This is a genomic window from Roseibium sp. (genome assembly GCF_048260565.1).
Lineage (GTDB): Bacteria > Pseudomonadota > Alphaproteobacteria > Rhizobiales > Stappiaceae > Roseibium.
In genome coordinates, this window is record NZ_JBLXGP010000011.1 from 1 (window position 1) to 17,368 (window position 17,368).

General features: G+C 61.5%; 16 protein-coding genes. 7 read left to right on the forward strand and 9 right to left on the reverse strand.

Translation table 11 applies throughout. The annotated features are described in order from the left end of the window. Nucleotides 1–151: 151 nt before the first annotated feature. The 3 genes from ACN0SO_RS19650 to ACN0SO_RS19660 are packed head-to-tail and all read right to left on the reverse strand — an operon-like array spanning nt 152 to nt 2,084. Complete coding sequence (locus ACN0SO_RS19650; protein WP_417680429.1) at nt 152–646, reverse strand: flagellar protein FlgN; 495 nt, start codon at nt 644–646, stop codon at nt 152–154. Beyond that, nucleotides 643–957, reverse strand: a complete 315-nt coding sequence (locus tag ACN0SO_RS19655) for a rod-binding protein (RefSeq protein ID WP_417680430.1) — start codon at nt 955–957, stop codon at nt 643–645. The genes ACN0SO_RS19650 and ACN0SO_RS19655 overlap by 4 nt, the downstream gene beginning before the upstream one ends. Further along, nucleotides 957–2,084, reverse strand: coding sequence for a flagellar basal body P-ring protein FlgI (locus tag ACN0SO_RS19660; RefSeq protein WP_417680431.1), 1,128 nt, complete (start codon nt 2,082–2,084; stop codon nt 957–959). Before ACN0SO_RS19660 ends, ACN0SO_RS19655 begins: the two co-directional genes overlap by 1 nt. A 349-nt stretch (nt 2,085–2,433) precedes the next feature. Between ACN0SO_RS19660 and ACN0SO_RS19665 the strand changes: the two genes are divergently transcribed. Next, nucleotides 2,434–2,853, forward strand: a complete 420-nt coding sequence (locus tag ACN0SO_RS19665; protein ID WP_417680432.1) for a flagellar assembly protein FliX — start codon at nt 2,434–2,436, stop codon at nt 2,851–2,853. Between the two features lie 165 nt (nt 2,854–3,018). Then, a complete protein-coding gene (gene dksA / locus ACN0SO_RS19670) occupies nt 3,019–3,435 on the forward strand; it encodes an RNA polymerase-binding protein DksA (RefSeq protein WP_346894574.1) in 417 nt (138 codons plus the stop codon). Between the two features lie 239 nt (nt 3,436–3,674). On the opposite strand, the gene flgH is transcribed toward dksA, so the two are convergent. The 4 genes from flgH to flgF are packed head-to-tail and all read right to left on the reverse strand — an operon-like array spanning nt 3,675 to nt 6,958. Further along, entirely contained in the window at nt 3,675–4,424 is a 750-nt protein-coding gene (gene flgH, locus ACN0SO_RS19675; RefSeq protein ID WP_417680433.1) for a flagellar basal body L-ring protein FlgH, read from the reverse strand. Further along, nucleotides 4,421–5,401 carry a flagellar basal body P-ring formation chaperone FlgA gene (gene flgA / locus ACN0SO_RS19680; RefSeq protein ID WP_417680434.1) on the reverse strand — a complete coding sequence of 327 codons (981 nt, stop codon included), beginning with the start codon at nt 5,399–5,401 and terminating at the stop codon, nt 4,421–4,423. The genes flgH and flgA overlap by 4 nt, the downstream gene beginning before the upstream one ends. Before the next feature lie 12 nt (nt 5,402–5,413). After that, a complete protein-coding gene (gene flgG / locus ACN0SO_RS19685) occupies nt 5,414–6,196 on the reverse strand; it encodes a flagellar basal-body rod protein FlgG (RefSeq protein ID WP_346894580.1) in 783 nt (260 codons plus the stop codon). Nucleotides 6,197–6,217: 21 nt separating this feature from the next. Beyond that, nucleotides 6,218–6,958, reverse strand: coding sequence for a flagellar basal-body rod protein FlgF (gene flgF / locus ACN0SO_RS19690; RefSeq protein ID WP_417680435.1), 741 nt, complete (start codon nt 6,956–6,958; stop codon nt 6,218–6,220). 277 nt (nt 6,959–7,235) lie between these two features. On the opposite strand from flgF, the gene fliL reads away from it, so the two are divergent. From fliL to ACN0SO_RS19715, 5 genes are all read left to right on the forward strand, one after another. Continuing rightward, nucleotides 7,236–7,748: a flagellar basal body-associated protein FliL gene (fliL, locus tag ACN0SO_RS19695; protein ID WP_417680436.1), complete on the forward strand. Its 513-nt coding sequence runs from the start codon at nt 7,236–7,238 to the stop codon at nt 7,746–7,748. Between the two features lie 9 nt (nt 7,749–7,757). Beyond that, on the forward strand, nt 7,758–8,990 hold the full coding sequence (gene fliM / locus ACN0SO_RS19700) for a flagellar motor switch protein FliM (RefSeq protein WP_417680437.1): 1,233 nt from the start codon (nt 7,758–7,760) through the stop codon (nt 8,988–8,990). Continuing rightward, nucleotides 8,987–9,523 (forward strand): DUF6468 domain-containing protein, encoded by a 537-nt coding sequence (locus ACN0SO_RS19705; protein WP_417680438.1) that lies wholly within the window; start codon nt 8,987–8,989, stop codon nt 9,521–9,523. Before fliM ends, ACN0SO_RS19705 begins: the two co-directional genes overlap by 4 nt. After that, on the forward strand, nt 9,520–10,287 hold the full coding sequence (locus ACN0SO_RS19710) for a hypothetical protein (protein ID WP_417680439.1): 768 nt from the start codon (nt 9,520–9,522) through the stop codon (nt 10,285–10,287). Before ACN0SO_RS19705 ends, ACN0SO_RS19710 begins: the two co-directional genes overlap by 4 nt. Nucleotides 10,288–10,452: 165 nt before the next feature. After that, the gene (locus ACN0SO_RS19715) at nt 10,453–14,547 is read left to right on the forward strand and encodes a hypothetical protein (RefSeq protein ID WP_417680440.1); all 4,095 of its coding nucleotides are present in this window, start codon (nt 10,453–10,455) and stop codon (nt 14,545–14,547) included. A gap of 32 nt (nt 14,548–14,579) precedes the next feature. Here the strand turns inward: ACN0SO_RS19715 and fliP are convergent, their stop codons facing one another. After that, entirely contained in the window at nt 14,580–15,347 is a 768-nt protein-coding gene (fliP, locus tag ACN0SO_RS19720; RefSeq protein ID WP_417680441.1) for a flagellar type III secretion system pore protein FliP, read from the reverse strand. After that, nucleotides 15,344–17,164 (reverse strand): hypothetical protein, encoded by a 1,821-nt coding sequence (locus tag ACN0SO_RS19725; RefSeq protein ID WP_417680442.1) that lies wholly within the window; start codon nt 17,162–17,164, stop codon nt 15,344–15,346. Before ACN0SO_RS19725 ends, fliP begins: the two co-directional genes overlap by 4 nt. Between the last annotated feature and the right edge of the window lie 204 nt (nt 17,165–17,368).

Genomic DNA, 17,368 nt, shown 5'->3' on the forward strand with positions numbered 1-17,368 from the left:
GGGCCGGGCTTCTTCAACATCAAAACAGTGAATCAAAAACCCCCGGCTAACGCCAGGGGTTTGTCAGCAGTCTGAGGCGCCTCGGCGCCTTTTCTTTTCACTGGTTACAGAAGACTGTTACTGGCCTGGCGCTACCGGCTTCGAGCCGCGGTCAAAGCGAGCGGTTGATCGCGATGCCATGGGCCGATTGCGGACCGGTCGGAGATCCGCCGGTCGGACCGTATGTGGTGGTCCTGTTCGGTTGCTGGGCACCGACGGCCTTTGCAACCGTCGAAACGATATCGCTTGCCACTTCGCGCGCCGTGGACAGGACGGCCAGGTTGATGCGCAACACCGGCTGGAACTCGGCATGCTTGCGGCGCAGGGTCTGGGTGGCCGCCGGGGCCATGTTGCCGAGGGCAACCGCGTGATCCTTGGCCGACATCATTCCGCGGGTGTATTCGTGGATAAGACGCGCCTTTTCCGGCTGGAGGGTGCTTGCGTCCCTCAGTTTGCCGCCTCTTACCAGCTCCGTCTCGGTTTCGATCAGGCTCAGGAGTTCGTCCATTGTCCGGGTGAGGGCATTGCAGAACTGCTCCGCCTCGACCGGGCTGGTGGGACGTTCTACCGAAAAGGGCAATTTTGCCGGTTCAGTCTGGGCATTCATTGGCTGGCCTCCTGAAGTGCCAAAAGTTCGCGTTCCACGGCGTCGGCAATTCCGATGCCGCCGCTTTTGGAAATCGACTGCGCGTATTCGTTGATCAGCATGCCGCGCCAGGCTTCGGCGCCATCGCCACTGCCCCAGGTGCCGCCTTCTTCCAGGCCGGTGAACATGGACTGGAGCATGTTGTTGAGAAACGTCGCCTCGAAGCCTTCCGCGGTGTCGCGGATCCTGGACTTGTCCGAGGTGTCCGCTCCCGCCAGAACCGAAAGCGGATTGACGGGTGTGGTCATGGTCTTTGCCGGATCAAACATCATCACAGCACCTCGATTTCTGCCTGGAGTGCGCCGGCGGCCTTGATCGCCTGAAGGATGGAGATCATGTCCCGCGGACCGATGCCCAGGGCGTTCAGTCCGTCGACCAGCTGCTTGAGAGTGACCGTCTCGGACACGATCGCAAGCTTGGCGTCGGCGTCGGTGTTGACCTCGACCTGGGAGCGCGGCACCACCACGGTCGCGCCGTCGGAGAAGGGCTGGGGTTGCGATACCTGCGGCGTTTCGGAAATCGTGACCGTCAGATTGCCCTGGGCCACGGCAACGGTCGAGACCTTGACGTCCTGACCCATGACGATGATGCCGGAGTTTTCATCGATCACGACGCGGGCGGCGAGGTCCGGCTCGACGAGCAACTGCTCGATATCGGTCAGAAGGTCGACGATATTGCCGTCGTAATCCCTGGGCAGGTCGACGCGGACCGTACCCGGGTCGAGAGGCTCTGCCGTCGGCAGGCCGATCAGTTCGTTGATGGAGAGAGCCACGCGCCGGGCCGTGGTGAGGTCCGGATTGCGCAGCGCAAGCCTCAGGGTGGTCAGGGAGGCCAGTTTGAACTCAAGCTCGCGCTCAACAAGACCGCCGTTGGCGATCCGTCCTGACGTCGGGACGCCGCGCACAACGGATGCTGCATCGCCCTGCGCAGAGAAACCGCCGATCGCGACCGACCCTTGCGCGATCGCATAAACTTCGCCGTCCGCACCGACCAGCGGCGTTACCAGAAGGGTTCCGCCCTGCAGGGACTCTGAGTTGCCCAGCGCACTTACGCTCACGTCGATGCGGGTACCCTGTGTCGCGAAGGGCGGCAGGTTTGCCGTGACCATGACCGCGGCAACCGTATTGGTATTCAGGTCGACATCACGGGTATTGACGCCGAGGCGTTCCAGCATCGCCTGCAGACTTTGCCGGGTGAACGGTGCATTGCGCAGCGTGTCGCCGGTGCCGTTGAGACCGACAACGAGACCGTAGCCGATCAGCTGGTTCTCGCGGATGCCTTCGAAATCGGCGATATCCTTGATACGCGAAGCCGCTGACGCCTGAGCGGAAAAGACTGCAAGGCCAAAGAGCAGAAAACAGAGTCTCGTGAACAGTTTCATCGTTTTTCGTTCGCTCATTCTCACCGCATGACTTGAACGGCGTCTTTTTCTTCGGTCCGTCTGGCCCGCTGGCTGTCCCGCAGAATGTTCCGTAGGTCGCCTGGCCGGTTTCGAAACTGTTGTTGCGAATGTCGTGCCAGTTTTCAAAAGCAGGCGAAGTCGATCTGTTCAGTGGCCAGAGTGGGCGGATTTCCTTAAGTTTTGGAGGTGGACAGCGGGCGAATTGTATTTGTGCTAAAATGAACGGTGTGAAGTTGCGGGCAAATATTGCCGAGTGCGCCCGGACTCAATTACCCTGTGTCGGCAAATTCCCACGGGCCCTATCGGTAACGGGGTGACGCGGTCGGCTGAAAGCTGAGTTGGAAAGATGCGCATTACAGGAAACAAGCCATTATCCGGGGTGCAGGGGCGCGGCGCCAAGAAGGGCACGTCGTCGAACAGCGGTGCCTTTACGCCTGAACTCGGTGACGAGGCTCCTCAGACAAGCGCGCTTTCGGGCGGCTCCACGATCCAGGGGATGGATGCCCTCCTGGCGTTGCAGGAAGTGGGCGAGAAACCTGACCGGAAATCCAGGGCGGCCCGGCGCGGGCACGCACTTCTGGACGGGCTTGAGTTGATACGGACCGATCTGCTTGCCGGGCATGTTTCCGAGGAGCGCCTGGAAGGGCTTGCGAAAGAGGTTTCGGAGCGGGAAACAAGCGGCGATCCGGACATCGATTCGGTCCTCGACGAGATTGAACTCAGGGTCAAGGTGGAGCTTGCGAAGCTCGGCCGATTCCCCGACTGAGTGCGGGCGGCATTGACGCTAGGTTAGCCTGTTAAAAGCCTCAATTTTCCTAAACAATTGACCAAACAATGTTTTTTACGTTGTTATTTTTAAAAAATGCACCGTTGTCGGTTTACAAGGTCGAGGATATATTGCCCGCGACCTAACGGTAATCCGGAGCTATCGATGACGGTTGAACTTGAGTCTGAATATCGACCATCGGAAAACGAGCCGTTCATGAATGACAGGCAGCGGGAATATTTCAAGAACAAGCTGCTTGCGTGGAAAGACGACATCCTGAAGGAGAGCAAGGAAACGCTCACCAACCTTCAGGAGGAAAGCCAGAACCATCCCGATTTCGCCGACCGGGCCTCTTCGGAGACCGATCGCTCGATTGAGCTGCGCGCCAGGGATCGCCAGCGCAAGCTGATCTCGAAAATCGACGCGGCGTTGGAGCGGATTTCGGACGGGAGCTACGGCTATTGCGAAGAAACCGGAGAGCCGATCAGTTTGCGGCGGCTGGAGGCCCGGCCGATCGCGACCCTGTCGATTGAAGCGCAGGAAGCCCATGAGCGGCGCGAGAAGGTTTACCGGGACGACTGAACCATTCCGGAAACCAGTCGTTTCCTCCATTCGAAACTGACAAAGGCTCCTCCGGTTCGGGGGAGCTTTTTTGTTTCGGCGGTATCGGGATTCGGCCGGCGGCTGAAAAGAAAACGGGCACGGTGCTCGGGGAGCGACGCACCGTGCCCGTTGTCAGCGGTCAGATCAGGCTTCTAGAACACCTGTCCCGACCGCCGGGGGAGCTTGTTTCCATATTCGATGGAGATTGTCCGGAGTGATCAGAACGGCAGCAGCACATCCATGACCTGGCTGCCGTAACGGGGCTGCTGGACATCGGTGATCTGGCCGCGGCCTCCATATCCGATCCGTGCCTCGGCGATTTTCTCGCTGACGATCGTGTTTTCCGAAGAGATATCCTCCGGGCGTACGATACCGGCCACGACGAGTTCGCGAACCTCGAAATTCACACGGACCTCCTGGCGTCCCTCGATCACGAGATTGCCGTTGGGCAGCACCTGGAGAACCACGGCGGCAACGGCTGTTTCCAGCGTTTCCTCGCGGTCGACCTTGCCTTTCCCGGTGAAGTCGGAGGAGCTGTCCACGCTTGCCAGATCGGACGCGTTGTCGCCTGCGGGCAAGAAGATCGTATCGATCGCGTTGCCGAGTGCGCCGCCGGCCCCGGTGGAACTGGAATCCTCGCGAGAGCGCTCGGTGGTGTTGTCGAACTGGGCCTTGTCCTTGATCGTCACGACGACGGTCAGAATGTCTCCGACCTGTTTCGCGCGCTGATCCTCGAAGAAGGCCCGGTTGCCCGACCGCCAGAGCGAATTCGGATTGTAGTGAGCCTGCTGGGGCTCCGGCATCGGCATCTGCACCGGGCGATAGCCTGCCGTTGTCGTCGGGTCCTGGATGGCATTCAGTGCCGGCGGCTGGCCGATCTGGGACAGCCTGTCCGCTGCGCCGCAGCCACCTGCCGCAGCCGCGAGCGCGCAGCTGGCGAGAAGCGCGAATCTCGATTTCGAAATCATTGCTGCGCCCTTTCATTGAGGCTGGCGACGGGCACGGACGGTTCGACCCTGACCTGCCCGCCGGAGATGACCGTGGCGGAGATTTTCCGCCGGGATTGAAGGTTCATGATGTCGATCACATCGCCGGCGGCGCCATCTTCCAGAGCCTGTCCGCGGGTTGTGAGTTTCATGCCCGGGAGCTGGTAGATGATGGTCACCTTTTCGCCGCGGGGAATGACCGTCGGACGTTCGAAATCGTTCCGCGTCAGCGGGGAATTGGCACGCAGGTTCGAGCGGGCGGCCAAACCCAGGATCTCATCCGTGTCGGTGAGTGCCCGTGCCGGAACGCTGCCGCGGGCCAGCCGGACGGTCGTCAGATCTTCCGGCCTGACGATTGCGCCGCGGCTGAGCGGCTGGATCAGGGCCGAGACTTCCACCATTTCGCGGGCCACGCCGGTCAGGCTTAGCGGATGGACGCCGCCAAGACCCGAGACGTTCAGCCGTATGGTGAAATGCCCGTCGGTCCGGGACCACAGAACCTGATCCACACTGAAGGGGTTTTCGGCACTGGGGTCGGCATGGACGGCCGAGGGCGCCTGAAACAGGGTGATGTCGAGATCTCCCTCGGACAAGGAGGCGTCCCGTTCGGTAAGTGCCTTGGCCACGATGGTTTTCAGTTCCCTCTGGCCGATGGTTTCCGCCCGGCGGTAAACGACGACCTTGGTCAGTCCGTTGGTGCCGGCGGCGATGAGGCCGGCGGCCTTGGCCCGTTTGGCCACTTGCTCTGCCGGCACATCGCCCGACGTACCCATATCCGGCGAGCGGAACAGCGGAATACCGGCGTAGTCTCCGGCGTTGCGGTAGAAATCGCCGATCGTGACGATATCCGAAAGCGTATGGACCTCCGGCTGCAGGACCGGAGCCTCGGCCGCAGAGGTCGGCAAGGACCAGAGCAGGGTTCCGATGGCGAGCCCGGCGAGGGCGAAAGCGCGGATCATTGTCGTTACTCCCTACCGGAGGTTGGAGGTGGTGGAGTACATTTCATCGGCCGCCTGGATAATGCGCGAGTTCATTTCGTAGGCGCGCTGAGCGGCGATCAGATCGGCGATTTCGGTCACCGCGTCCACATTCGCCATTTCCAGGAAGTTCTGCTGCAGATCGCCGAACCCGTCGTTTCCGGGGGTGTCGGTCTGAGGCTGTCCGCTGGCTTCGGTTTCCAGAAACAGGTTGTCGCCGATGGCTTCAAGCCCCGACTTGTTCACGAAGCGGGCAAGTTCGATCTGGCCCAGATTCACGGTGGCACCGGCGCCGTCGATCACCTGGACATTGCCGTCTGCGGAAATGGTGATGTCACGGGAATCGTCGGGGATGGTGATCTCCGGCAGGACGCTGTAGCCGTCTACGGTCACCAGCGTACCGTCCGCGTCGCGTTCAAACGAGCCGTCGCGGGTGTAAGCCGTCGTTCCGTCCGGCAGCTGGATCTGGAAAAATCCTTCGCCGCGGATCGCGACGTCCAGTTCCTTGTTGGTCTCTTCCAGGGAGCCTTGCGACATGATGCGGGCGGTTGCCGCGGTCTTCACGCCGGATCCGACCTGAACGCCGGTCGGGACGATCGTGCCTGCGTCCGAGGTTTCCGCGCCCATGCGGCGCAGGTTCTGGTAAAGCAGATCCTGGAAATCCGCACGCTGGCGCTTGTAGCCGGTCGTGCGCATGTTGGCCACGTTGTTCGATATGACCTCGACATTCAGCTCCTGAGCCTTCATGCCGGTGGCCGCGATATGCAGTGCCTTCATTTGGATAGTCCTCCGGCGTTATCAGGCTTCAAGTCGGCCAAGGGTGGAGATTGCGTTCTGGCGCAGGTCGTCCGTGTCTTTCATCAGCTTGCTGATGGTTTCATAGGCACGGGTGATCTCGATTACCCGGCTGATCTCCTCAACACCCTGTACGTTCGATTGCTCAATGGCGCCCTGGATGACTTTTCCGTTGGTCATCTGCAGGGGCGCTTCGCCCGTGAACAGCGAATCTCCGACCTGGACGAGTTCCTGCGGGTTTTCGAAATTGACCAGCCGGATCGCGCCCCTGTTTCCCTGTTCGGTCGAAATCGTTCCGTCCGCGGCAATTTCGATCTTGCCGTCCTGCTGCGTGAAGGAGACGGGGCCGCCTTCGGTCAGAACCGGGCGGCCTTCGGACGTGACGAGGCGTCCGGTGTTGTCCAGATGGAAGGCTCCGTTGCGTGTGTAGGCTTCGGTGCCGTCGGCCAACTGGACAACGAAAAAGCCGTCTCCCTTGACGGCAATGTCAAGGTCGTTACCGGTCATCTTGATGCTGCCGGCTTCGAAGTTGGTCAGCGTGCCATAGTCGTGAACGTAAGAAAGATCGCGGTCCGGGTGTTGAAGCTCCGTCGCCTCGGCGACGGGCATAATGAACTCCTCGAACAGCATTCTCTGCGACTTGAACCCTGTCGTGTTGATGTTCGCCATGTTGTTGGCGACCACGTCGAGCTGATTCCGCAAAGCGGACTGGCGCGACAGGGCAATAAGCTGCGCATTCTCCATATTAACAGTTCCCTTTGCTCCCCGGTGGACCTTCGAACTCCCCAGAACGTCGGTCCGTTTACCTAACTGCAGGGAGTGTGCCAAAATACAAGTTATTGAAAAATATAGAAAAAATATAAATGTGCCCGGCTTACCCGGTAAAGGTTTCCGGCAGAAATTAACCAATTGGCAATTTTTGCCGGGTTGCGGCCGTTAACCTTTTGGTAACCACTCGTTAACCATTAACTCTTTAGAAACTTATAACGCGCGTGAGCGTGTTGAGGACTCGGGGAGCTGTATGGCCGACGAAAATGCCCAGGCCGACGACGAAGAGGGCGCCGAAGCGGCATCCGGTGGCGGCAAGAAAAAGCTGATCCTGTTCGGTGGTATCGGTGTCGTCGTGCTTTTGGCCGCAGGTGCGGGCGGGTACTTCTTCTTCATGTCGGGAGATAGTGTGCCCAGGCAAGCGGCCTCCGGCCTGCCGCAGGCGGAGCAGGAAGCCCAGAAGCCGGTGGTGTTTTACGATCTGCCGGAGATGACCGTGAACCTGGCGACCGAGGGGCGGACCACGTATCTGAAGGTACGTATTGCCCTGGAGGTCGAAAACCGGGCGATGATCGATCAGATCCAGCCGTATCTGCCCCGAATTCTCGATGCTTTCCAGATTTATCTGCGAGAGCTCCGTCCCGCGGATCTAGAAGGATCCGCCGGTTTGTTCCGTCTGAAGGAAGAATTGCTCAGGCGCATCAATCTGTCCGTATATCCGGCTCATGTCGACGGGGTCCTGTTCAAGGAGATCCTCGTCCAGTGATGGTGCGAAATGGCTGATGAAGACGACGATCTGTCCGAAGAGGACATGGCTGATGCCTGGGGGGCGGCACTTGCCGAACAGGGCGCAGGCGGCAGTGACGATGACGACCTAGCCGCCGCCTGGGGGGCCGCGCTCGAGGAACAGGGAGCGGGTAGCTCCGACGACATGGCTGCGCAATGGGCGGCCATGATCGACGACAGCGAGCCTGACCTGGAAAATGCGACCCGCGGCGCCGACCGTGTCCTCAACCAGGAAGAAATCGATAACCTCCTCGGCTTCAACATCGAGGATACGATTGCCGGCGATCAGAGCGGTATTCGCGCCCTGATCAACTCGGCGATGGTGTCCTACGAACGCCTGCCGATGCTCGAAATCGTGTTCGACAGGCTCGTTCGCCTGACGACCACTTCGTTGAGAAACTTCACGTCTGACAACGTTGAAGTGTCGCTCGATTCCATCAGCTCGGTACGGTTCGGCGATTACCTGAATTCCATTCCGCTGCCGGCCATTCTCGGCGTCTTCAAAGCCGAGGAATGGGACGGCTTCGGGATGGTCACGGTGGAATCGAGCCTGATCTACTCGATCATCGACGTGCTTCTGGGTGGTGGCCGCGGAACGAGTGCCGTGCGCGTTGAAGGACGGCCCTACACCACCATCGAAACCAACCTCGTGCAACAGATGGTGGCGCTGATCCTGCAGGATGCGGAGCAGGCCTTCGCGCCGTTGTCGCCGGTTCATTTCAACCTCGAACGGCTTGAAACCAATCCGAGGTTCGCGGCGATTTCGCGTCCGGCGAACGCCGCCATCCTGGTCGAACTGCGGATCGACATGGAAGATCGCGGCGGCACCGTCGAGATCATGATGCCCTATGCGACGCTGGAGCCGATTCGCGATCTGCTGCTCCAGATGTTCATGGGGGAGAAGTTCGGCCGCGATCCGATCTGGGAAGGACACCTCGCAACGGAAATTCACTCTGCGGAAGTCGAAGTGGACGCGGTGCTTTACGAGACATATCTGCCGCTCGGGCGTGTTCTCAGTCTGGATGTTGGGCAAACATTGGTTTTCGACGTCGACCCGGCGGACCCGGTCACGATAAAATGCGGCAATGTTCCGCTGACCGAAGGAACGCTTGGAAAAGTCGATGATTCGATTGCGATTCGAGTCGCCAAGAACCTTCGCAAACCCAAAATGACCCTGGCCGCTTTCGAGCGCGCCATGCAAAACGAGATGGAGGTACCATGAGCACCCCGCCAGTCGGAATGATCATAGAAGGCCTGGTTGCGATTCTGCTTTTGGTAACCATTGCGTATTGCTGGATCTTGAACTCGCGGCTGCAGAGATTACGTGCCGATGAAGAAACCCTGAGGGCGACAATCTCCGAGTTGATGACGGCAACTGAAATTGCCGAGCGTGCCATCCTCGGACTGAAGGCGACGGCGAGCGAAGCCGACAAGTCCCTGGGAAACCGTTTGAGCCAGGCTGAGAAAATGTCAAACGCACTTGCGGCCCAGGTCGTGAAGGGTGAGGAAGTCTTTACCCGCATCAGTCAGATCGCCGAGGCGGCCAGCAGGTCTTCCGTGCAGCGGGAGGCCTATGCGCCTGCGCCGCAGCCGGGTCCGATGCCTGCGCATATGCCGCAAATGGCCGCTCCGACCATGCATGAGCCGGCTCCGCGGGGCCGCGCACCGCGAGCGGACGATATCCGCAGCGCCGCAGCGGAGGCGACGGCCCGGCTGGAGCAGTTCCGCAGGCGGTCCGGGGGCTCTGCTGCATGAACATCCGCCTGCTCCCTTTGGTTGGAATCTCCGCCAGCGCCCTCTTGGCGCTGAAGCTGCTTGGCCTGGTGATCGGCCCGGCAGCCAATGTGGTTCCGATCGAGGGGGCCGTCGCTCAGGAAGCGACGCCCGGCCAGCAGCCGGCGCCGGAAACGCCGCAAGGGACGCCGCCCGGCGGTGAAGCGACGGTCTCCATGCCGGCCTCCGCCCCGGCCGACGGTGCAGGTGGCAACGCCGGCGAAGCGCCGCCGGACGGAAATGCGTCACCCGGGGACGTGCCGGTGTTGCCTGAATCGCTGGAAATCGGCGGATCGGCGGCGGAGCGCGCCGTCCTGGAAAGCCTCGGAAAACGCCGGCAGGATCTCGAGAACCAGCAAGGACAGCTCGATCTCAGGGAAAAACTCCTGCAGGCGACGGAGGAACGCATCCAAAAGCGCGTTGAAGAGCTTAAGAAGCTTGAGAAGCGAATCGAGGGGGCGGTTGAGGAAAAGCGCAAGCAGGATGAAAGCGAGATCGCGGGCCTCGTGACCATGTATGAGAGCATGAAGCCAAAGGATGCTGCGCGCATTTTTGACCGTCTGAGCATGCCGGTATTGCTGAAAGTCGTGCGTCAGATGAAACCGCGCAAAATGGCGGATATTCTCGGCAAAATGTCCGCGGAAGCGGCGGAGCGCCTGACCGTCGCCATCGCGACTAGTACGGATGAACCGGTCTCGGAAACGAAGCAGATGCAGGCCGAATTGCCGAAAATCCGCTCAAACTAGTCGAATCGGCGCTTTTCGGCAGTCAGCGTAAGGCCGCGTTAATACGGCCAAAATAACGTAAAAACAGGTGGCATCCGAAGGAAAAACCCCGTGCTGAAGCACATATGGAAACGCGGTAAGACGCGAGGGAAACCTCAGCGCTCTAGACGTCTGGCAATCTGCCTGATGTCTGCGTTCCTGTGTGCATTTGCGATGCCGGTTCAGCTCATCGTTTCCCCGGCCGCCCGGGCGCAGTCCCTGGAGCCGGTGGATCTGCAGGTTCAGCCGAAGGAAGGGTATGGCCGCATGGTCCTGACCTTCAAGGACCGGACCCTTCTGCCGGTTTACGATGCGGTCATCACCGGCGGCGTGTTGCGGATTTCCTTCGAAGACCCGATCGATATCAACGTCGACGATGTGCCGCTCGATCTCAGCGATTACATCACCATTGCCCGCCGAGACCCGGACGGCAGCGCGATCCGTTTTGCCCTGAAAGGTCAGTTCCAGATCAACACGCTGGAGGCGGGGGAAAAGCTGTTCGTCGACATTCTGCCGGCCAACTGGCAGGGCCTTCCGCCGGGACTCCCGGATGACGTCGTGCGCGAGCTTGCCAAGCGCGCGGAAGAGGCCATGCGCAAGGTCCGCGCACTGGAGCAGGCCCGGCTGAAAGTGAAGGAGGGGCCTCAGGTCACCCTGCACATCGGCGAGCATCCGACGTTTACCCGGCTGGTGTTCGACTGGACGGTGCGCTTCGATACCGCCTTCGTACGCGAGGACGATATCGTCAAGGTTACGTTCAACCATCCCGCCCAGCTCGACGTGTCCGACCTGCGCGCGCATTTGCCTCAAGGGGTCGTGGATGCCACGTCTTTCCTGGACAAGGGCAAGCTGAAGTTCCTGATGCGGGTCGATCCGTCGGTTGATATCCGCGCCTTTCGGGAAGACCAGACCTATGTCATCGACGTGACGCCGGAACGGATGGTGCCGCGGGATCCGGCCAATGAGCAGATCAATGCGGAACTGAATGCCGGTACCGGCGGCACGGGCCAGCAAATGATTACTGCGCCCGGCGTCCGCAACACGGAAGCGGCCTCCGGGCCGGAAACATCCGCGGAAGTGATGGTGCCTGCAGACGCACCGACCGGGCCGGTTCAGGATGAAACCGCGCTGGCGATGGTCCCTTTCAATGCGGTGCCGGGAGAGACCGCAAACGAGCCATCCGCACCGTCTCCGCCGGCGGAGACGGTGCCTTCAACGCCAGTTCCTCCGAACAACGAAACCACCAGCAACGATCCGGCAGCCCCAGTTCCGGTTCAGGAAACGCAGGATGCGGCCAGTTCGGGAACCGACGATGCCGCGGCAAAACCTGCCTCTGAAGCCTCGGCGGAACCGGTCCCGGTAACGCCGAAGCCGAAGCCTGCCAAGGCGACGGATACGGCGATGGCCGATACCGCCTCACAGGCGGCGGACGGCGCTTCGGCACCGGAACCGCCTGCTCCGCAGACCGGAGACATGCCGGCTTCGCAGCCGGTTGAAAATGCGCCTGCCGACGCACCGGAGGGAGCGTCGGAGCCGGCACCGGCTGTTGCGGATGCAAGCCCGGCCCAGCCAGAGGAAGCCGAACCGGCAGCCGTATCCCAGCCCGCTGCCGACCCAGAAGCGGCGGGCCGGCCGGAGGGGGCTGACCAACTGGAAATGGCGGCGCCGCAACCGGTTGAGGTCGTTCCCGCGGGGCCGAATGCAAACAATGATGGGACCGTTCCCCCCGCGGTTGTGCTCAACGACAGGCCGGGCAGCGGGAGTGTCTGGCGAGCGAAGGGCGGTGAGGAGATCCCCAATTCCCCGGAAACGCCGCCCGATGATTTCGCTGAAGAAGTGCGCAATTTCGTTGCCGCAGAAGCGCGGCGTATCGGCAAGACGGTCCGGGTCGTGTTTCCCTTCGTGGAGCCGGTTTCCAGTGCCGTTTTCCGGCGCAACAACAGTATCTGGATGGTTTTCGATACGGATGCGACCATCGACATAAGGGGTATGGTTTCGGCCTTGGCCGATACGGCCTCCAACATCGAAGTGGAACAGCGCGACGGCTATCAGATCCTGCGCATGGACATGAACGATCCCGTGCTGGCGACGGTCGGGCTGGATGGCAATGCCTGGAGCCTTGTCATCGGAGACATGATCCTGGAGCCGTCCATCCCGCTGAAGATGGAGCGTAACGTCCGCGGCGACGGCGGGTCCGTCCTCCGGGTTCTCTACAAGGACCCGCAGAACATCCGTGAGATCGACGATCCGTTCGTGGGCGACAAGATCTCCATCGTAACCGGCTTCGGGCCGCCGCGGGGACTGCTCAAGCCGCAGAAATTCGTCGACCTCGAAGTTTTAAGTTCGGCGCAGGGCGTTGCTCTCGTGTCGCGTTCCGACGGTGTCAGCATGAAGCTGCTCGGCGATGATGTGATTATCGAGAAGCCGGGCGGTCTTTCCCTGTCCAACCGTCATCTGCGCGGGGGCACGGGGGCATTCAATTCCATCGTCGATCCGAACGAGCCGGGATATGTGGAATTTGTGTCGCTGACGACGGAAGGTCCGGCGACTTACGCCGAGCGTTTGCGCACCCTTCAGGACAATTTGAGCAAGACGCCGAAAGGGCAGCGGCGGAAGGCGCTGATGGACCTCGCCCGGTTTTATCTGGCGCACCAGTTCGCCCAGGAGGCGCTCGGCCTCATGCGCCTTGCCATCGAAGAGGATCCGGCGCTGGCCCAGGACAGCTCCTATAACCTCATGATGGGTGCGGCACAAACCATGGCGCATCACTTCAAGGATGCCTACGAACATCTGAACCGGCCGGACTTGAAAAACAGTCCGGACGCCGCCGTGTGGCAAACCATTGTCGCGGTCGCACTGAACGAGTGGACCGAAGCGCGGATCGCCGTGCCCCGCGGGAGGGCTGTTGTCGGCAACTATCCAAAGACCATTCAGGCGGAGTTCAATCTTGCGGCGGCGCAGGCCATGGTCGAGGCGAATGACTTCGGTGTCGCGAACTCGGTTCTGGCGGAAATCGAGCCCAGCGATGTGACCAGTTCGCAGGCTGCGCGTTACGATATTCTGCGTGGCCGCGTTGCGGATGCCTCGGGCCGGTCCCAGGAAGCGCTCTCGGCCTTCGATTTCGTCGCGAAGTCCGAAGACCGGCCGCGTGGAGCGGAAGCCGAGTACCGGGCCCTGCGGATCCGGTACCGGGACGGGGATATCGATATCGACCAGGCGATCGATCAGCTCGCCGGGCTCGCCACGTCCTGGCGCGGAGATGAAATCGAACTCAAGACCCTTCGGTTCCTGTCGCAGCTTTATGCGGAAAAAGGAAACTACCGGGAGGCCTTCGAGGCCATGAAGTCCGCGGTACAGGCAAATCCGGATTCCGATACGACCCGGCTGCTGCAGGAGGAGATGAACGGGTTGTTCGCATCGCTTTTCCTGGACGGCAAGGCGGACGAAATGGATTCGGTAAAGGCGCTCGCGCTGTATTACGACTTCCGCGAAATGACCCCCATCGGCCGCCAGGGCGACGAAATGGTCCGTCTGCTGGCAAAACGGCTGGTGGAGGTCGATCTTCTGGATCAGGCCATCGGCCTTCTGCGCCATCAGGTGGACAATCGCCTGAAAGGGGCGGCCCGCGCGCAGATCGCAGCGGACCTTTCGGCCCTTTACCTGGCGGATCGCAAGCCGGAGGAAGCGTTGCGGGTTCTCAACCTGACCCGGCAGGCGAGCCTTCCCTCCACGCTGGAGCGTCAGCGGAACATCGTCGAGGCGCGGGCGCTCACGGCCAGCGGACGCCCGGACCTGGCTCTGGAACTGGTGCGCAACATGCGCGGCAGCGACGTCGACCGTCTGCGCGCCGACACTTTCTGGGCGGCGCAAAGCTGGCGTGAAGCCGGCGAACAGCTGGAAGCCATGCACGGATCGCGCTGGTCCGACACGATTCCGCTCGACCAGACCGAGCGGCGGGATATCCTGCGGGCCGGCATTGCCTATTCGCTGGCCAGCGACCAGCTCAGCCTCAACCGTCTGCAGACCAAATATATTGCCAAAATGGCCGACAGCCCCGAGGCCTCGGCCTTCGAAGTGGTCACGCGACCGATCGATGCGCAGGGCGTGGAATTCCTTGAGGTCGCCAACAAGCTGGCCGATACCGATACGCTTGAAACCTTCCTGGACGAATACCGGCGCCAGTACATGACGCCGCAGAAAAACAACGGCGATCAGGTCGCAGCGACAGCCCCCACCGGTTAGGCCGTCAGGGCAAGAAAGCCCGGGGTCTTCGTCTATCCCGCACCGAAACTCTTGACCAGTGATCCGGCCACCAGGTTCCAGCCGTCCACCAGCACGAAGAAGATCAGCTTGAACGGCAGTGAGATCACCACAGGCGGCAGCATCATCATGCCCATCGACATGAGCACCGACGCGATCACCAGATCGATGATCAGAAACGGCAGATAGAGCAGGAATCCGATTTCGAAAGCCCGGCGCAATTCACTGATCATGAAGGCCGGTATGAGCGTGCTCATGGCCAGATCGTCAGGCGTCTGCGGCGCGGGTTGGCCCGAGAGCTCCTGGAACAGGCTCAGGTCCTGTTCGCGCACCTGGGTAAGCATGAAGGTCCGGAAGGGCGCCGAGCCGCGTTCGAACGCCTGGTTGAATTCGATATCGCCGTTGACGAGCGGTTCAACGCCTTCGTTATAGGCCGTCTGCAGGGTCGGGGCCATGATGAAGGCGCTGAGGAACAGTGCCAGGCTGACCATCACCATGTTTGGCGGTGCCGTCTGCAGGCCGATCGCAGAGCGCAGCAGCGAGAGGACGACGACGATCCGGGTAAAACTCGTCACCATGACGAGGATCGACGGCGCGAGCGAAAGGACGGTCAGCAGGGCGATCAGCTGGACGGCCCGCTCCGTCAGGCTGGAATCGGCTCCGAACCCGACCGTAATGTCCTGCGCGATGGCCGGTCCGGCGAACAAGGCGAGTACCGGTAAGCCCAAAAGGAGCAATAAAAGCGTCAGCCGCCGGGACGGACGGCCGAAACGGGGGATCATGCTTTTTGGTTTCCGTGGATTTCATCCAGAAGCTTAGCCATTTCATCCTCGATGGGATTGGCCCCGGCGTCCGGAGACGGTTGTCCATTTTCCGGTGTCTTGTCTTCCGCTTTGGTGTCCTGATCAGCGGCCTTTGTCTCGGCTTCCGCCGTTTGGGCCTCCGCAGTCTGGAGCTCTGCCGGCGTTTTCTGGACGCCGCTCTCCGGCGTCTTGCCGTCGTCTGCGGCCGTGCCGGCGCTCGGGGTAGGCTCTCCGCCCGTTTCCGCTTCCGGTCTGGCTTCCGCTGACACGGTTTCTTCCGCAGCAGAGCTTTGTACGGAGGAGGCGTCTTCTGCGGCTGCCGGCGCGTTGGTCTTAGCCTTCTCGGTTGCGGCTGTCTCCGTTGCTGCGTCTACCGACTTGTTGGCCTCCCGCGTGGGGTCGGGCTTGTCCACTTCCTCCGGAGCGGCCGGCTGTTCCAATGCAGGCGCTTCCGGAGATACTTCGTCGGAGGGTGTTGGAGATGACGCCGGTTCGGATTTCACCTCTGCCGGTTGAGCCGGAGCGGCCGGTGTTTCGACCGCAGGCGCTTCCGTCTTGACGGGCGGGTCGGCTGGCTTCGTTTCCGAACCCTGTTGGGGCGGCGAAACCCTGGCCTCAGGCGTGTTTTCCGCGGCCGGTGCCGGTTCGGCGTCCATCACCGGTTCCTTGCGTTCCTCCAGAGGTCCTTTCGGAAAGGCGGTCAGGGCCTTGGCAGCGGGACCGGAGGAGGGGGGCGTAACCGCTCTTGTCAACCCGACGGGTCTTGGTGCTGTCGGACGATTCTGCAATGGCTTGGCCAATGTGCGGGCAAAGCCGGTCGCCGGGGTTTCACCCGATGAGGCCGGTGCTGCCGGCCGGTCCGCGGCGCGGGGCGGTTGAGGGGCGGGAGCTGCGGGTGCTGTCGTCGCAGCGGCCTGAGGGGGCTGCGGTTCCCGGCGTTCCGGTTGTCCGGGCGCGCGCGCCTCTTCCTTCTTTCCGGTTTCCTGCGGTTTGATGGCGGAAAGGGTCCTGGAGAATGCGGAGGCCGCGGCGCCAGTCCGCGAAGTCTGTTCCCTGGAGGACGGCGTCTGGGGTTTTGCGGCTGACGAATCTGTCGACCTGGTCAGGTCGCCAAGCCTTGAGCGTAAGGAGGAAACGGTGGCGCTGCCACTGCTTGCTGCCGCTCTCGCAGCCGGTGCCTGGGGGGCAGCTTCGGCAGCCGGGGAAGCGGGTGCCGGTGAAACCGGAGCCTGCGAAGGTGTGGGCTGAGGGGACGCAGGGACAGGCGCACTGGTCGCCGGAGCGCTGGGGGTGGGGGCACTGCGCTGGGGAACTTCGACCGGACCGGTCGCGACAGCTGGCGAAGGAACGGGGGCTGCCGGTTCCGGATAAGGAGCGCCGGCCGGTGCTGCGACGGGGGCGGAAACGGATGCCGCCATGCCGTCCATATTCGGCATCTGGGCATTTCCGTTCGTCAGATGCGGCTGCTGGCGAACATGCCCGGCCGCAAGGGGCGTGCCGCGGACAATCCCCTGTTCCACGACCACGTCGCTCGGTCCGCCGATCAGGATCAGATGCTCGATGTTATCGCGTCGGACCAGGACGAGACGGCGCCTGGTGTCGACACTGGCGCTGTCCATGATGGCCAGCCGGGGCTGCCTGCTTCTAACCGACGGATTGCGTGCTCCGGCCAACCACTTGATGATGAAGACAAACAGGGCAAACAGGGCCAGGACGACCGCGAGTGCCATTGCGAAGACCAGACCACGCGCCAACCCGTCGCTGAAGCCAAAGGTATTTTCAATCCAAGTATACATACTTCCCTCGAATTAAGGCTCGCAAGCGGGCCTTTGCTACCGGCCGCACTTCCTCATGCAGTCTTGTTGTTGCCGACCGTCGCATTGATCCACCGCGTTTTCGCCCTCCGCGGCAGCGCGCACAATCGAATCCCTCACTCTTTTAAAGTTAACAGAAGTGGGCAAATTCTGCCCGTTATGAGGGGCTTAAATCTTGCAAATTGC

Bases quoted from the DNA above. Each gene is read 5' to 3' on its own strand.
- ACN0SO_RS19705 (WP_417680438.1), top strand. From the start codon at position 8,987: ATGAGCACCCCGCCAGTCGGAATGATCATAGAAGGCCTGGTTGCGATT.
- flgF (WP_417680435.1), bottom strand. From the start codon at position 6,958: ATGGAGAATGCGCAGCTTATTGCCCTGTCGCGCCAGTCCGCTTTGCGG.
- ACN0SO_RS19665 (WP_417680432.1), top strand. From the start codon at position 2,434: ATGCGCATTACAGGAAACAAGCCATTATCCGGGGTGCAGGGGCGCGGC.
- ACN0SO_RS19715 (WP_417680440.1), top strand. From the start codon at position 10,453: ATGTCTGCGTTCCTGTGTGCATTTGCGATGCCGGTTCAGCTCATCGTT.
- flgG (WP_346894580.1), bottom strand. From the start codon at position 6,196: ATGAAGGCACTGCATATCGCGGCCACCGGCATGAAGGCTCAGGAGCTG.
- ACN0SO_RS19725 (WP_417680442.1), bottom strand. From the start codon at position 17,164: ATGTATACTTGGATTGAAAATACCTTTGGCTTCAGCGACGGGTTGGCG.
- flgH (WP_417680433.1), bottom strand. From the start codon at position 4,424: ATGATTTCGAAATCGAGATTCGCGCTTCTCGCCAGCTGCGCGCTCGCG.
- fliM (WP_417680437.1), top strand. From the start codon at position 7,758: ATGGCTGATGAAGACGACGATCTGTCCGAAGAGGACATGGCTGATGCC.
- ACN0SO_RS19655 (WP_417680430.1), bottom strand. From the start codon at position 957: ATGATGTTTGATCCGGCAAAGACCATGACCACACCCGTCAATCCGCTT.
- flgA (WP_417680434.1), bottom strand. From the start codon at position 5,401: ATGATCCGCGCTTTCGCCCTCGCCGGGCTCGCCATCGGAACCCTGCTC.
- ACN0SO_RS19710 (WP_417680439.1), top strand. From the start codon at position 9,520: ATGAACATCCGCCTGCTCCCTTTGGTTGGAATCTCCGCCAGCGCCCTC.
- ACN0SO_RS19650 (WP_417680429.1), bottom strand. From the start codon at position 646: ATGAATGCCCAGACTGAACCGGCAAAATTGCCCTTTTCGGTAGAACGT.
- ACN0SO_RS19660 (WP_417680431.1), bottom strand. From the start codon at position 2,084: ATGAGCGAACGAAAAACGATGAAACTGTTCACGAGACTCTGTTTTCTG.
- dksA (WP_346894574.1), top strand. From the start codon at position 3,019: ATGACGGTTGAACTTGAGTCTGAATATCGACCATCGGAAAACGAGCCG.
- fliP (WP_417680441.1), bottom strand. From the start codon at position 15,347: ATGATCCCCCGTTTCGGCCGTCCGTCCCGGCGGCTGACGCTTTTATTG.
- fliL (WP_417680436.1), top strand. From the start codon at position 7,236: ATGGCCGACGAAAATGCCCAGGCCGACGACGAAGAGGGCGCCGAAGCG.